Raw genomic sequence first — 13,620 nt, 5'->3', positions numbered from 1 at the left:
TTACCTAAAAAATAGCATCCGTGCACATTAGGGGCTGTTGACATTTCTACTATCTTGGCCAGAATGAGTTGATTTTCTGTGCTCCGATGCTCACATACTTGATATATGCTCCGGCAATATAGGTCATCAGATCAGCAGCTTGATGAATGCGATGCGCCTTTTCTGTTAAGACTTCTGCCTGAAGACGCATAGAAGACAGCACTTCAAACTCAGTTCTCTCTAAAATTTTTTTAATGGAACCTAAGGAAAACCCTAGGAATTTTAATGTCACCACTTGTTGTAGCCGAATTAAATCCTGCTCTGAATATAAACGATAACCAAACTCTGAACGTGAAGCCGGTTTTAATAAACCAATGTCATCGTAATATTGCAACGAACGAATACTTAATCCAGTCATTTGACTGATGTCTCTAATCTTATGGTGTTTCATTTGGTCTCCAAAGTGGAGTTTATTCTATCACGTAACGTGAGAGTCAAGAGGAAATATTTATTTTTTCAGACAAGCAAATAAAAATACTGCAAGAAGACATCCAGCATTAATTAATACATCAAAGAAACTTAAATTAAATCCATTAGGAGGAAAATTAAACAACAATGTTAACAAAGGGGCACTCACCATTTGATAACAAAGCACCCTAACAGGGTTCTATAATTTTCAAAGTTACGTCTGCATCTTTCTCTGAAACCCTTCTGTAATGCCATTAGGCTTTCTAAAACGCCACATACGTACTGTCTCTTCATGCAACTTATACATAATAATTATTTCATAGTTGTTTTTCACTTGATAAACGCACATTGATATTGAATTAAGCGAGTATCTTTTACGTTCTGGCTTTAAAAAGAAACACTTTTTGGGTACATTACAACCACATTCTATTGGAGCCTATATTCTATATGTTACACATCGCTTTATACCAACCAGAAATACCTCCTAACACCGGCAATATCATTAGACTCTGTGCTAATAGCGGCGCACAGCTGCATTTAATTCATCCTTTAGGCTTTGCCTTGGATGATAAACGTATGCGTCGCGCGGGATTGGACTACCATGAGTGGGCTATGGTTCAGCATTATGACGATTGGGATGACTTTATTATTAAAAACCCAAAGCGAAGAATTTTTTGCTGTACTACCAAAACGCAACAAAGTTATTGCGATGTCGTGTATCAACCAGAAGATATCCTGTTATTTGGCCCAGAAACGAGAGGATTGCCAGCAGAGATTAGAAACCAGCATGAGTCTATCCGCATTCCTATGGTAGAAAACAGTCGCAGCCTTAATTTATCCAATGCCGTCGCCATTATTCTTTTTGAAGCATGGCGGCAATTACAATTTACCTAAACCCACTGTTTTTAAAGTAGCGTTAAATGACATAAAACCTATGGAGTCAAGCGAAAGATTTAGCCTGTCCCCCTATGAATAAAGGGAATATTATGGAATAATTATTGGCCAATTTTAATAAAATTAGTCTACTCATATGAAAATAAAAGCAATTTCGTTATTGATCTCTATTTTTTTTCCTGTCGCTCTATTCGCTAGTACCGCGACTTGTCCATTATCAAACGGAATCAATGTACACACCACAAAGCAAATTTTAAATATTTGTAAACATGGCACTGTAATTAAAACCTTTAAAGTGGCTCTCGGAAACAAAGGTGTCGGTAAAAAACGAGCAGGGGATAATAAAACTCCAATTGGTTTATATGGGTTAGCTCATCCAAGAAAATCCAATCAATTTAAAGTCTTTATTCCAATTCTCTATCCGACTACAAAGCAATTAGCTGCAGGATATACAGGTAGAGATGTAGGGATCCATGGGCCAACTCAGTCATCTAACTGGTTTAGTTGGTTAAACAACTTACCAAACTCAACGCGTGGATGCATTGCTGTTGGCAAAAATAACCATATCGAGTATGTGGCTAATTGGATAAAAGCCAATCCTGGGGCTAAGGTTTTAATTATTTAAATGAATTGCGCGTTATTTATGCGCTATAGTATAAACAACATCATATTAATAGAGCGTATTATGGGAGATGTCATTAATCTTAATAAAAAACGAAAAACTAAAATTCGTTTAAAAAAAGCAAAAAAAGCGTCTGAAAATCGCATTAAATTCGGAAGGACAAAAAAAGAAAAGCAGATAGAGAAACAAGAAAATGAACGTAATGAACGATATTTAGATGGCCACAAGTTGGAAAAAAAAGAGGAAAAATAAGGAAGCATCGAATGGTTGACCTGTGTTCACTTTAATTCCGATTTTGCTTACGAAGCAATAGTGGGAACGAATTTAAACTCCTTTTTGTTGAGTCATAATGCCCCAAACTACGCCTGTTATACCTCCCCAGAAAAATATATTCATTATTTGAGCAATATGCTCAATTTTGGCATATAATGTATGGATAGCAAGGTTTCCTCTTGAGGGTTCTTTTAGCGTCTTTAAGGTATAAGGTAAAAAAGTAGAACGCGTGATGATATTTGTATGGGCTTTAATTTTTTTAATAATAACGGTAGTTGCTGCACTATTTAAACATATGAGTGAAGCATGTACTTCTACGTTAATCGCTCATCTTGTATATTATTTCTCTTCCTTTATTTTCTTTTCTATTATCTTATATCTATTCTTTAATGCAATTGCTCTTCCCCCCCCCCTCTTGTTACCTAAAAAATGCATCCGTGCACATTAGGGGCTGTTGACATTTCTACTATCTTGGCCAGAATGAGTTGATTTTCTGTGCTCCGATGCTCACATACTTGATATATGCTCCCTTCGGTGCTCAAAAATCAACTCATTCTGGCTCAATCTAATGAAATGTCAACAGCCCCTAGTGCTTTTTTCTATTTTTTAAAATTACTTAAAATAACCTCAGCATCCAGTGCACCACCAATGTTATTTTTGTACATTTTGATCTTCATATAAGTAGTCGGTATTTCTACGGTGACTTCCTGCCCACCGGAAATAATGGTTGTGCTCGTCGTTGAATGACGATGTCGATGATGGTAATCAGACTTTGAATCCGTGGTGGTCGTTTCAGTAACGGGTGTTTCATAAGTCTTGGTACTGACACTGGAATTTGAGTCGATAATCTTAAAATAGCGATATCCATTTTGCGTGGTTAATTCAGCCGAGCGTCTTAAAGCGTATTTATAAGCTTGATCTCTATTGGTATATTCATTGCCTAAAAATTTCACGCTGTAGGTATCATTAGCTAATTTAAAGTCTTCAAATCCTCCAGTTAACGACATAGGATGGTAGCCAGTTGCGCAGCTAAACAATAAAAACAGAAGTGGGGTAATGGCGATTATTTTTTTCATGTTATTCTCACACTAGGTTATTAAAAAAACATCCTATGGATGCAGCGGTTAGCACATATTATTATGACAATGCAAACCAGGGTACGGATTAGCGGCGTGATATCGGTGCACATGCGCGCGTGGCCCATTGAAGTAGGGGCGGGCAACATGCACTCGGCCATGTGAGAAATGCGGTCGATGTTTTCTATGGAAATGATGATGGTGATATCCTCTTGCATAAAGAAGATCAGAAGAACCCAAACAGAAAATTAATGCACTGAATAACATGATTCTTGATTTCATTAGGTACCCCTAAATAAAATTGTTAAATATAACAAGTTAATGTCAAAATTTTGATGACAAATAACCATTGGGTTTTTTATTTATGCTTCATGCATTTCCAAAAAACCAAATGATCATATTTGGTTCATCACCACGCGGATACTAAGTAATCCTTAGTATCTTGGGCGCCAAAAAACTAAGACTCTCTTAGTTATGGCTATTTTATAGGTTAGGCAAAATGGCGAATTCACCATTACCCAAAAGGCTTAAAGAAGCACGTATTGCGGCGGGTTTGTCGCAGAAGCAATTAGGCATTTCTGCTGGGGTAGATGAGTTTTCTGCAAGTCCACGGATTAATCAATATGAAACAGGAAAACATGCTCCTGATTTTTCGACACTTAAACGAATCGCCCTTATACTCGCTGTGCCTACAGCCTATTTTTATGCTGAAGAAGACGAGCTTGCGCAAATAATTAAATTATTCCAACAAAAAAATAAATTATCTTAGCTGTGTAGTTTGTCTATCTTCAAGGGATTAAACCCATGAAGATAGACGGCGGTATTTTTTATTAGAAAGGATCGTGGTAATCATTTTTACGAATTAATTTTTTGTTCACGAATTCGAAAATTCCTACATCAGAAAGCTCACGTCCATAACCTGATATTTTCGTGCCACCAAAAGGTAATTCAGGAGCTGTCCAGGTTGGATGATTAATAAATACCATGCCACTATCAATTTGAGCAGCCATTTTCTCTGCTCGTTCCATATTATTGCTAAAAATAGAAGCGCCCAGACCAAATGCGGTATCATTTGCCAACTTTAGCACTTCTTCCTCCGTTTTCACCCGAAAAATCGTAGCAACAGGACCAAATAACTCTTCACTATAAGCTGGCATACCAGGTTTGACATCAAGTAAAATGGTTGGGTGGATAAAGGCGCCCTTACGCTCAGCCCCACCAATAAGCGCTTTTGCTCCCATCTTTAATGTTGTATCAATTTGCTTTTGTAACTGCACCGCTGCCCCTTCACTCGATAAAGGACCAAGGGTTGTTTTTTCATTTAATGGATCCCCCGCCTCCAGAACTGCAAGTTTTTTACTAAATTTTTGAATAAATTCATCCGCGACATGCTCCATCACAATAAATCGTTTGGCAGCTACACAACACTGACCAGTATTATTCATCTTGCCCCAAACTGCTGAATTAATGGTTTTATCAATATCTGCATCATCCAGAATAATGAATGGATCGCTCCCCCCCAATTCCAGCACTGATTTTTTAAGTACTTTTCCAGCAGCTTCAGCAACACTTGCACCAGCAGCCTCACTGCCGGTTAATGATATTCCTGCAACCAGCGGATTTTGAATTACATGATTTACTTGTTTGGATGATATAAGTAAATTAGTAAATACACCTTCTGGTGCGCCCGCTTCATGAAATATTTTTTCAAGATTAATACCACATTGTGGCACATTTGAAGCATGTTTAATCAATACTGTATTTCCTGCCATGATGTTAGGGCCGGCGATGCGAACCACTTGATAAAAAGGGAAATTCCATGGTTCAATTCCGAACACTACCCCTATGGGGCAATATTTAATATAAGCTTCGCCCTGCTCGACATTAAGGGGTTTGTTTTGTAAAAAATGTTCGGAATTCTTGGCATAATAATCCAAAATATCAGCACTTAAATCGACCTCCGCTCGCGCCTCTGCGATTAACTTTCCCATTTCAAGAGTAATCGTATGCGCAAGCTCTTCTTTTTGCTGGCGCATCAGTGCGGCAGCTTTACTCACTAATTGCGCGCGCGTTGCAAAAGAGGTATTTTTCCAAGATTGAAAGGCCTGATGCGCCCTTGTTATTGCTTTGTCAATCTGTTCGTGGCTCAGCTCATCAAATGATTTAAGCACTTTATTATCAAAAGGATTTGTAGTTTGAATTGCCATGTTTTTCTCCTGAAATTGGCTGATTTGTGCTGATTAATTCCTAAAATCAAGCACAATGCGTCCATTAATATTCCCTTCTCTCATTTGGGCAAAAACCGTATTAATATTTTCTAACTTTTCAATGCTTACCGTTGCCTTAACCTTTGCTTCCGCGGCAAAAGCCAGTGCTTCTTGTAAATCAAGGCGGGTACCGACAATAGATCCCCTAACGGTAATCCCCTCAAGCACCATATCAAAAATAGATAAAGGAAATGAGCCTGGTGGCAAACCATTAAGCACAACTGTGCCGCCGCGGCGTAACATCCCTTGTGCCTGTTCAAATGCCTTTAGTGAAACAGCCGTGACTAAAACAGCCTGAGCACCGCCAATTTCATTCTTAAAAAAAGCAATGGGGTCGGTTTTTAGCGCATTAACCGTAACTGATGCGCCTAATTGTGTCGCTAATGCGAGTTTTTTATCATCAATATCAACAGCAGCTACGTTCAATCCCATGGCTTTTGCATATTGCACTGCCATATGGCCTAAGCCTCCTACTCCCGAAATAACGACCCAATCTCCTGGTTTTGTGTCCGTCATTTTTAAACCTTTATACACAGTCACTCCGGCACAGAGGATTGGCGCAATCTCAATGAAATCAACACTGGCAGGGATATGGCCGACGAAATTAGGATCTGCAATCATATACTCTGCAAAACTACCATTCACTGAATAGCCGGTATTAAATTGTTTTTCACACAAAGTTTCCCAGCCACCTAAGCAATAAGAACAATGACCACAACTACTATAAAGCCAAGGGACACCAACTCTGTCGCCTTCTTTGACGTAGGTGACACCAGCGCCAACCGCTGACACAAAGCCAACGCCTTCATGTCCTGGGATAAAAGGTAACTGTGGTTTTACCGGCCAATCCCCTTCTACGGCATGTAAATCAGTGTGGCACACGCCAGAGGCTACTAATTTTACTTGGATTTGCCCAGGCTTAGGCTCAGGAATGCTGACTTCTTCACAAACTAAGGGTTTCTTAAACTCTCGGGCTACAGCGGCTTTCATTGTTTTTTTCATGATGAATAATCCTTATTCAATGTCCAGATAAATCATATTTGGACGTCACTTTGTCCGAATACTCTTAAGAATATGTTCCCTTAAGGATAGACCAAAAAAAACGCTCTAAAAAAATTAGAATTTATTATTGGGAAAGAACCTCAAACAGCAAAAGCTGTATTTTTTTTGTTAGTGTCTACTTCCATCATTGCCTCCTTTAATGCAGGAATATTCAAATTGACATTTCCTGAGCTATCAAGCCACTGCAAATCTTTAAGCACTTCCTGCGTGCGTGTTCCTTTCTCACAAAGTGCATGTTTCAATACCTCTTCAAGACTTGCAGTTTGATAATTGATCTTTGATTTTTTATACCGACCAAAGAAACTATGTTGATCGGTTGTTAATTGTTCATCATAGCGAGCACAAAAGGCTTTTTGTAAATCAGCGGCAGAAATATTGAGTTCTGCTTCGTGCACATCCTCACTTTCAGGTTCAGTAAATTCATATTGAGGATTGTATTTTTTATAAAACTCATTCGCTAATATTGCATGTACATCCGCTGTTGGATGAACATCATCCCAAAACATATAACCTTTAGCTGGCGAAGTGCCATTAGGCAGGATTTTAAAATCAACCGATGTTTTATAAGGTTGTTTTCGCTTTTCGGGATCTAAGCCATATTGTTCAGGATGGTCATAAGCACTCGTGAATACATTATTAATATCAAACAAATCAAATGAACAATGAGGAAACATGGTTTGCAATTTTTGGCAGGCATTGGCTAATTCTTGATTAAAATAGAGTGAGCATTGCTGTGCATTAGCACGTTCCAAGTCCCCCTCTTTTCCTGTCATATTTTGATAACGAGGCGTAAGTGAAAGATCGGGCAAATTAAACCAAATGAAATTCCGGTATCCATTTTTTATCAATAGTTCAAGATTTTTTATTCTTTCTTTAATTGCTCTGTCCACTTCAACAATTGAGGGTCTAGCATTCATCGTAATTAAATCATTGGCTCCTGACCATTCAATGACTAAAGTTTGCGTTTTTTGTTTGCACGAAAGATGATGTTCTTCATCATAATCTAATAGTTTTTTACGCTTTTCTTCTAAAGTTGATAAGATGATTCTGCTGAAGAAACGCGAGATACTGCTACTGAGTTTCCATGCATAATTATAAGCACTTAACCCCCCCTCATCGTAAGAACGAATAAAATCTTGACCTTCAAATTTTACAAACAAATCATTATCCAAATTGTAATCATAAAGCAAGTCATCCATGATCCTTTTTTCTTTCAGGTCATCCATAATCTCTTTTTCTTTAGTGAGCACCGCATCAGCAATTTCTTCATTGGTATAGCCGTATTTTTTCTTAATCTGCTTAATCATAAAATCACTAGCAAATAAAGAACTAATAACATCAGCCCATACATAACCATTTGTAAATCGGCCTTTAGGTGAGCTTCCGGTTAAACCTGAAAGAAAAGCCAAGGGTATACAGCCCAAGACATAATCCTTATCCGCCGTCCCGCGATCACTTAAACTATCCCCCATCATAACCATATGCGAAATCTTTTTTTTCTTCATGATCACCATCCTCTATTATGGGGTAATTACTCACTCACTGAATAAACACGAAAAACTAAGGTGACAACTGCATCCAGATTTGCACTCAACCCAAGTTGTATAAAATTATCATAAACCTTGTCATAATATGGTTTATGAAATATGGGTTAGCAAGAAACAAGGAATAATAATTCGACACATATATTTTATTATTAATAAAAAAGGTTATTTTAAAGACATAGAGATGGTTATTGATAATAGATGAGCAATATTTAGTGGCGGTGCATGGGCAACTACTGAACCGGATTTAAATTTCCTTCTTTATTTACATGAGTTACGGGTTGTTTATTGTCTTCAGTTTGTTCTTTAATCAAGATTAAAAAGGGAATAAAGGCTAATGCAAAGACAATCGACAGTTGGTATAGTCCAACCCATCCTATGGCCATTTGAATGGATGCCGCAACAGGACCAGAGATAATACGCGGTAGGGTTGATAAAGCAACAAGGATTGAAAATTGCGTGCCCGTAAACTGCTTATTTACCAAACGCATAAATAAAGCAACCAATGCCGTAGAGCCCATTCCCGCTGCAAAATTATCAAAAAAGACGGCTACAGATAATAAAACAATATTTTTACCAGCCATGGCTAAAGCAACAAACAAGACATTGGTTAATGCTTGCAATAAACCAAAGAAAAACAAGGAACGATATAAAGAATAACGCGTCAATAAAAGCCCTGCGATTAATCCCCCTAATAAGATAGAACCTACGCCTAACATTTTATTAACATAACCTATAGTGTCGAGAGAAAACCCAATTCCCTGAATTAAAAAAGGCATTACAATGCCACTTGTCGTGGTCGTGAAGGCTTCGCCTAACTTGTAACAAAAAACAAAACACAGTAGACAAATAATTCCAGGGCGAGCTAATAAATCTTTTACAGGCGCAATAAATAATTGGGTCAAATTTGTTTTTTCTTTAATTGATGTGCTAGGTTCTTTACTAAAGAAAATAGCAAGCATGCCAATGCTCATCAATAAACCCATCACGCGATAAGTAAATGCCCAACCTAATTTTTGTGCCATAACTAAAGCAAAGCCGCCAGATAATAATAAGGCTACTCGATAACCAAATACGGCTAGAGAAGCACCTAAGGCATGTTCCGTTGTCAGCAAATATTCGGTTCGGTGTGCATCAATGGCAATATCTTGCGTTGCAGAAAAACACGCCAGGATCAAGGCCAAGAAGGCTAAAAATTTAGGGTATTGCTCAGGGGTAAACCAGGCCATCACATTAAATCCCAGCAATAATAAACATTGCATGGCGAGGATCCAGCTCCGCCTTTTCCCCAGATTAAATAAAGAATAACGGTCTAAGATGGGAGCCCAGAAAATACGATACGCATAGGGCAAGCTAATTAAGCTTAATGTCCCAGTAACAAGAACAGACATACCACTATAAGCATACCATGCTTGTAAGGTACTGCTGATTAACGCCATCGGTAAGCCAGAGGAAAAACCTAAAATGAAGACGATAAACAAGCGTTTGTTCATTAGATCACTTAAAGACAAAAACTGAGCGGAAAAACTCACCCCAGAAAAAATCTGGGGTGAGTAAAGTAGACATTATGCTGCTTTTTTAACAGAGATCAAATGAATTTTGAAAATCAAAGTTTCATTAGGACCAATTGGACCACCAACACTACGTGGACCATAAGCTAAATCTGCAGGAACATAAACTTCCCAAGTAGAACCAGCAGGCATTAATTGTAATGCTTCAGTCCAACCAGGAATAACTTGAGATACTTGGAATGTAGCCGGCTTACCTGTTTTTTGTGTGCTATCAAAAACGGTACCGTCAATTAAAGTACCCGTGTAATCAACGGTTACTGTATCTGTTTTGCTTGGCTTAGCGCCTGTACCCGCTTCAAGAATTTTATATTGTAAGCCGCTTGGTAATACGACCACGCCAGTTTTAGCTTTATTGCTTGTTAAGAACGCTTCGCCTTTAACTTTGTTCTCATCAGCTTTCTTGTTAAAATCAGCGCTACGTTTTGCCATTAAATCTTTTTGAAATTTGTTTAAAACATCTTTCATTTGTTGTTCAGTTAAGATCAACTGACCACCAGACATACCATCTTGCATTCCTTTTGCTAATGCTTCTGGGTTTATGTCAATGCCTTGAGTTTTAAAATTTTTCCCTAAATCAGCACCGATACTGTAAGATAATTTGTCTTTGTCAGTAACTAATGCATCAGCAGCCATTGCAGTAGACAATGCTAGCCCTAAAACGGCCGCAGTGACCAATCTCATCTTCATAAAGAATCCCCTTTTAGTCTTTGCTTATAATACATATCTTGCTAATTGATTAGTAAGATATAAATCGCTATAAAAATCCCAGGTTATTCTGCCTAAATTCACATTAAATTACCAGTAATAACATATGAATTAATTAAAATAGACAAATAAGCGAGATCCTTCTAAACTTGCCATTAATTAAACCAAGAGACATAACGCACATGAACATTAGTGTATTTGATCTATTTTCTATTGGAATTGGCCCTTCAAGCTCGCATACGGTAGGTCCCATGCTGGCGGCAAATGCTTTTTTAGAATTACTTGAAAATAAGCACTTAATCGATAACATCCAAAGAATTAAAATTGAACTCTATGGTTCACTTGCTTTAACTGGAAAAGGCCATGGCACGGACAAAGCCATCGTCAATGGGCTAGAAAATAAAGCACCGGAGAGCGTCGTACCTGAATCCATGATACCGCGTATGCATGAAATCCTAAGCTCCCACACCCTGAATTTAGCAGGGAAGAAAAACATTTCTTTTAATGAAGCAACAGACTTTTTATTTTTACAAAAAGAGCTTTTACCCAGACACACAAACGGTCTACGCTTCTCCGCGTTTGATGCTCAGGATAATTTATTAATTGCCCAGGTTTATTATTCTATTGGTGGTGGTTTTATTACTACGGAAGAAGATTTTTCTAAACCAACGGCAGACCACAATCCGCCGCCCTATCCTTTTGCAACGGCCAATGAATTATTAAAACTCTGTAAAGAGAACAACTTGAGCATTGCGGAACTAATGTTCAAAAATGAGTTAACCTGGCGTAGTCCTGAAGAGATTCATCAGGGTATTTTGGCGATTGCCAAAGTAATGGATGAATGCATTGCTAACGGTTGTAAGCATGATGGTATTTTACCAGGTGGCCTGAATTTGAAAAGACGCGCTCCAGATTTATATAAAAAACTTATGGATCAAAAAGGGGTTAAAAGTGTTTTTGAGCAATCAGACATCATGAACCTATTAAATCTTTACGCTATGGCTGTTAATGAAGAAAATGCGGCTGGTGGACGTATTGTAACCGCTCCCACGAATGGGGCCGCCGGAATTATTCCTGCCGTACTTAAATATTGTCAACATGCCCATGACCGCATGAGCAATGAAGATATTTATATCTATTTCCTCACTGCCGCAGCAATCGGTATCCTTTATAAGAAAGGTGCCTCTATTTCTGGCGCAGAAGTGGGCTGCCAAGGTGAGGTAGGTGTGGCGTCTTCAATGGCAGCAGCAGGCCTTACCGCCGTTCTTGGCGGCACCGTAACCCAAGTTGAAAACGCAGCTGAAATTGCTATGGAACATCATTTGGGTATGACCTGTGATCCAGTGTTAGGCTTAGTGCAAATACCGTGCATTGAGCGCAATGCTATGGGTTCAGTAAAAGCAGTAAATGCAACACGTATGGCGTTGATTGGTGATGGCCAGCATCATATTTCGCTTGATAAAGTAATTAAAACGATGAAGCAAACAGGAATGGATATGCAAAGCATCTACAAGGAAACATCTATGGGTGGCTTGGCAGTGAATCTACCTGAGTGTTAATTTCAGCTCTAGCCTGGATTATTGAACAAAGCAATACTCCGGGACGAATTACATGCCTTGAGTCACCGCACCGCCATATTCTGCTGCAACACCAGCAACCGATAACTGATTAACATGTGCGCCTTGAGCAAGAATTTCAGCATAGACTGTTTGTAATCGACAGGGGCGCCAGCTACCAAAAAAGCCCACCTTAAGATGAGATTGAATGGTTACTATTTCTTCTTGCTGTACGGCTAAATACAATGTAGTGAAACGCTTTTCGTTAGTCCCCTCTTGTCCATCTAGTGCGTCAATTTTCTGCGTGAGGCGAGCCAGTGAGTCTAGGCGATCTTGATGGTGTTTTCCTTGTTTTATATACGTTTTGCAGTGCAAAAGAATCTGATTCTTTAAGGTTATATAGTGCAAGGTATCTAAATTTAAAGACATATGCTGCGCGTATTTTGGCGCATAGGTCTCTAACTTATCTGCTTCATCAATAATTTTCGTATACATTTTTTGTAATCGAGAGGGTCGATAATACCCTAGAAAACCTATTTTTTGATGTGAGGCAGCAGTTACTTCTCGCTCTTTCTTAATTGCTGCGATTAATAATGAAAAGCGTTCGGGCAAATTAATACCATCGAGCCGTTCTATTTCTAAGCTAAGTCGCTCAAGTGAATCCATACGCGCACCATCATGCTTACCTTGTGCAACATATAATTTTCTTTCTTTTTTAATACAATTTTTTAACAACATATAATTAATTACATCAATACTTGCGCTTGCTATTTGCGATTTCATTTCCTTAGCTTCGCTCTTTAATGTTCCATCTTGTTGATGTAATTCACTAATCAATTCTTTAACCTCAGGATTAAGATAATTTGCATTAAGAAAATCTAGCGGTATTTTTTTACCAAGATTTGCAAAATTATCATTCAGTCCAGATTGCTGCTGCAAAAAGGCAATGAAATATTGCTGCCATGAAAATATTAAACTACTTCGCCCTTGATACGCTTGTTGCAGAATACCAGCAGTCTTTTTATATTGTTCTCTAAGCAGCTTAATTGCACTTTGTAGCTCTTCGTTTAATTGTGCAGAAGCAATTTTGACCGCTAACTCAAATTTAACTTTATTTTCTTCCAGATGCTGAACCGCAGTATCAAAAGTTAGATAGGTAGTTTCTGGGATTAAGTCCTTTGCTGAAATAGCTGCTTTTTTTCCTGTTTGTTCGCTAATTGCCGCTCTAACTCCTTCAATTAATAAGTTAGCAACCATCTGTAAATCTTGATCGCGTTTGTTATTAAAGAACCGCTCCACCGTAACATTAAGCGGTATATGCGCATTATAATTACGAACACCAAGAAAAGCGTTCATTGCATTTTCACGAACTGTTTTTCCTAATTCCGCATTTGTATCTATGTGGGTCAATTCTTTAGTAACTGCAGCAATTACGTCTTTGAGCGTCGCTTGGGATAACACCTGCATTTTAAATTGGCTATTTGCCAGGGCAATGGCGTTGTTATCTAAATGTTGTAGCCAACTTAAATACTCATCCATTTGCTGCACTACGAATTGTTTATCACGAATAAATCGATTCAGATCAGGTTCCTGTAAAATACTA

At 38.3% G+C, this 13,620-nt stretch carries 13 protein-coding genes; 5 read left to right on the top strand and 8 right to left on the bottom strand.

Features of this window, described 5'->3' with window-relative positions:
* Positions 1 to 49: 49 nt before the first annotated feature.
* Positions 50 to 430, bottom strand: a complete 381-nt coding sequence (locus LDG_RS01275; RefSeq protein ID WP_006869269.1) for a MerR family transcriptional regulator — start codon at positions 428 to 430, stop codon at positions 50 to 52.
* Positions 431 to 894: 464 nt separating this feature from the next.
* On the opposite strand from LDG_RS01275, the gene trmL reads away from it, so the two are divergent.
* From trmL to LDG_RS01260, 3 genes are all read left to right on the top strand, one after another.
* Positions 895 to 1,341 (top strand): tRNA (uridine(34)/cytosine(34)/5-carboxymethylaminomethyluridine(34)-2'-O)-methyltransferase TrmL, encoded by a 447-nt coding sequence (trmL, locus tag LDG_RS01270; RefSeq protein ID WP_006869267.1) that lies wholly within the window; start codon positions 895 to 897, stop codon positions 1,339 to 1,341.
* A 136-nt stretch (positions 1,342 to 1,477) separates the two neighbouring features.
* A complete protein-coding gene (locus LDG_RS01265; RefSeq protein WP_006869266.1) occupies positions 1,478 to 1,966 on the top strand; it encodes a L,D-transpeptidase family protein in 489 nt (162 codons plus the stop codon).
* A 60-nt stretch (positions 1,967 to 2,026) separates the two neighbouring features.
* Positions 2,027 to 2,215: a DUF4169 family protein gene (locus tag LDG_RS01260; RefSeq protein WP_006869265.1), complete on the top strand. Its 189-nt coding sequence runs from the start codon at positions 2,027 to 2,029 to the stop codon at positions 2,213 to 2,215.
* Positions 2,216 to 2,835: 620 nt separating this feature from the next.
* Here LDG_RS01260 and LDG_RS18270 read toward each other — a convergent pair.
* On the bottom strand, positions 2,836 to 3,312 hold the full coding sequence (locus LDG_RS18270; RefSeq protein WP_006869263.1) for a CC0125/CC1285 family lipoprotein: 477 nt from the start codon (positions 3,310 to 3,312) through the stop codon (positions 2,836 to 2,838).
* A gap of 499 nt (positions 3,313 to 3,811) precedes the next feature.
* Between LDG_RS18270 and LDG_RS01250 the strand changes: the two genes are divergently transcribed.
* Positions 3,812 to 4,081 carry a helix-turn-helix domain-containing protein gene (locus LDG_RS01250; RefSeq protein ID WP_006869262.1) on the top strand — a complete coding sequence of 90 codons (270 nt, stop codon included), beginning with the start codon at positions 3,812 to 3,814 and terminating at the stop codon, positions 4,079 to 4,081.
* 61 nt (positions 4,082 to 4,142) lie between these two features.
* On the opposite strand, the gene LDG_RS01245 is transcribed toward LDG_RS01250, so the two are convergent.
* From LDG_RS01245 to LDG_RS01225, 5 genes are all read right to left on the bottom strand, one after another.
* Positions 4,143 to 5,519, bottom strand: a complete 1,377-nt coding sequence (locus LDG_RS01245) for an NAD-dependent succinate-semialdehyde dehydrogenase (RefSeq protein ID WP_006869261.1) — start codon at positions 5,517 to 5,519, stop codon at positions 4,143 to 4,145.
* A gap of 33 nt (positions 5,520 to 5,552) precedes the next feature.
* A complete protein-coding gene (adhP, locus tag LDG_RS01240) occupies positions 5,553 to 6,581 on the bottom strand; it encodes an alcohol dehydrogenase AdhP (RefSeq protein WP_006869260.1) in 1,029 nt (342 codons plus the stop codon).
* A 140-nt stretch (positions 6,582 to 6,721) separates the two neighbouring features.
* Positions 6,722 to 8,146: an SGNH/GDSL hydrolase family protein gene (locus tag LDG_RS01235; protein WP_006869259.1), complete on the bottom strand. Its 1,425-nt coding sequence runs from the start codon at positions 8,144 to 8,146 to the stop codon at positions 6,722 to 6,724.
* Positions 8,147 to 8,418: 272 nt separating this feature from the next.
* The gene (locus tag LDG_RS01230) at positions 8,419 to 9,678 is read right to left on the bottom strand and encodes an AmpG family muropeptide MFS transporter (protein WP_040534078.1); all 1,260 of its coding nucleotides are present in this window, start codon (positions 9,676 to 9,678) and stop codon (positions 8,419 to 8,421) included.
* A 72-nt stretch (positions 9,679 to 9,750) separates the two neighbouring features.
* Entirely contained in the window at positions 9,751 to 10,443 is a 693-nt protein-coding gene (locus LDG_RS01225) for an FKBP-type peptidyl-prolyl cis-trans isomerase N-terminal domain-containing protein (RefSeq protein ID WP_006869256.1), read from the bottom strand.
* A gap of 200 nt (positions 10,444 to 10,643) precedes the next feature.
* Between LDG_RS01225 and LDG_RS01220 the strand changes: the two genes are divergently transcribed.
* Entirely contained in the window at positions 10,644 to 12,020 is a 1,377-nt protein-coding gene (locus LDG_RS01220) for an L-serine ammonia-lyase (protein WP_006869255.1), read from the top strand.
* Between the two features lie 48 nt (positions 12,021 to 12,068).
* On the opposite strand, the gene LDG_RS01215 is transcribed toward LDG_RS01220, so the two are convergent.
* Positions 12,069 to 13,620, bottom strand: a 1,552-nt coding sequence (locus LDG_RS01215) for a hypothetical protein (protein WP_158307854.1), incomplete at its 5' end; no start/stop codon positions are given.

The organism is Legionella drancourtii LLAP12 (genome assembly GCF_000162755.2).
Classification (GTDB): Bacteria; Pseudomonadota; Gammaproteobacteria; order Legionellales; family Legionellaceae; genus Legionella; species Legionella drancourtii.
Note: the sequence above shows the minus strand (reverse complement) of the source record. Positions and strands in the feature narration are given on the sequence as shown.

What these genes read in the sequence shown, in the direction of transcription:
- LDG_RS01275 (WP_006869269.1), bottom strand. Translation starts at nt 430, where the DNA reads ATGAAACACCATAAGATTAGAGACATCAGTCAAATGACTGGATTAAGT.
- trmL (WP_006869267.1), top strand. Translation starts at nt 895, where the DNA reads ATGTTACACATCGCTTTATACCAACCAGAAATACCTCCTAACACCGGC.
- LDG_RS01265 (WP_006869266.1), top strand. Translation starts at nt 1,478, where the DNA reads ATGAAAATAAAAGCAATTTCGTTATTGATCTCTATTTTTTTTCCTGTC.
- LDG_RS01260 (WP_006869265.1), top strand. Translation starts at nt 2,027, where the DNA reads ATGGGAGATGTCATTAATCTTAATAAAAAACGAAAAACTAAAATTCGT.
- LDG_RS18270 (WP_006869263.1), bottom strand. Translation starts at nt 3,312, where the DNA reads ATGAAAAAAATAATCGCCATTACCCCACTTCTGTTTTTATTGTTTAGC.
- LDG_RS01250 (WP_006869262.1), top strand. Translation starts at nt 3,812, where the DNA reads ATGGCGAATTCACCATTACCCAAAAGGCTTAAAGAAGCACGTATTGCG.
- LDG_RS01245 (WP_006869261.1), bottom strand. Translation starts at nt 5,519, where the DNA reads ATGGCAATTCAAACTACAAATCCTTTTGATAATAAAGTGCTTAAATCA.
- adhP (WP_006869260.1), bottom strand. Translation starts at nt 6,581, where the DNA reads ATGAAAAAAACAATGAAAGCCGCTGTAGCCCGAGAGTTTAAGAAACCC.
- LDG_RS01235 (WP_006869259.1), bottom strand. Translation starts at nt 8,146, where the DNA reads ATGAAGAAAAAAAAGATTTCGCATATGGTTATGATGGGGGATAGTTTA.
- LDG_RS01230 (WP_040534078.1), bottom strand. Translation starts at nt 9,678, where the DNA reads ATGAACAAACGCTTGTTTATCGTCTTCATTTTAGGTTTTTCCTCTGGC.
- LDG_RS01225 (WP_006869256.1), bottom strand. Translation starts at nt 10,443, where the DNA reads ATGAAGATGAGATTGGTCACTGCGGCCGTTTTAGGGCTAGCATTGTCT.
- LDG_RS01220 (WP_006869255.1), top strand. Translation starts at nt 10,644, where the DNA reads ATGAACATTAGTGTATTTGATCTATTTTCTATTGGAATTGGCCCTTCA.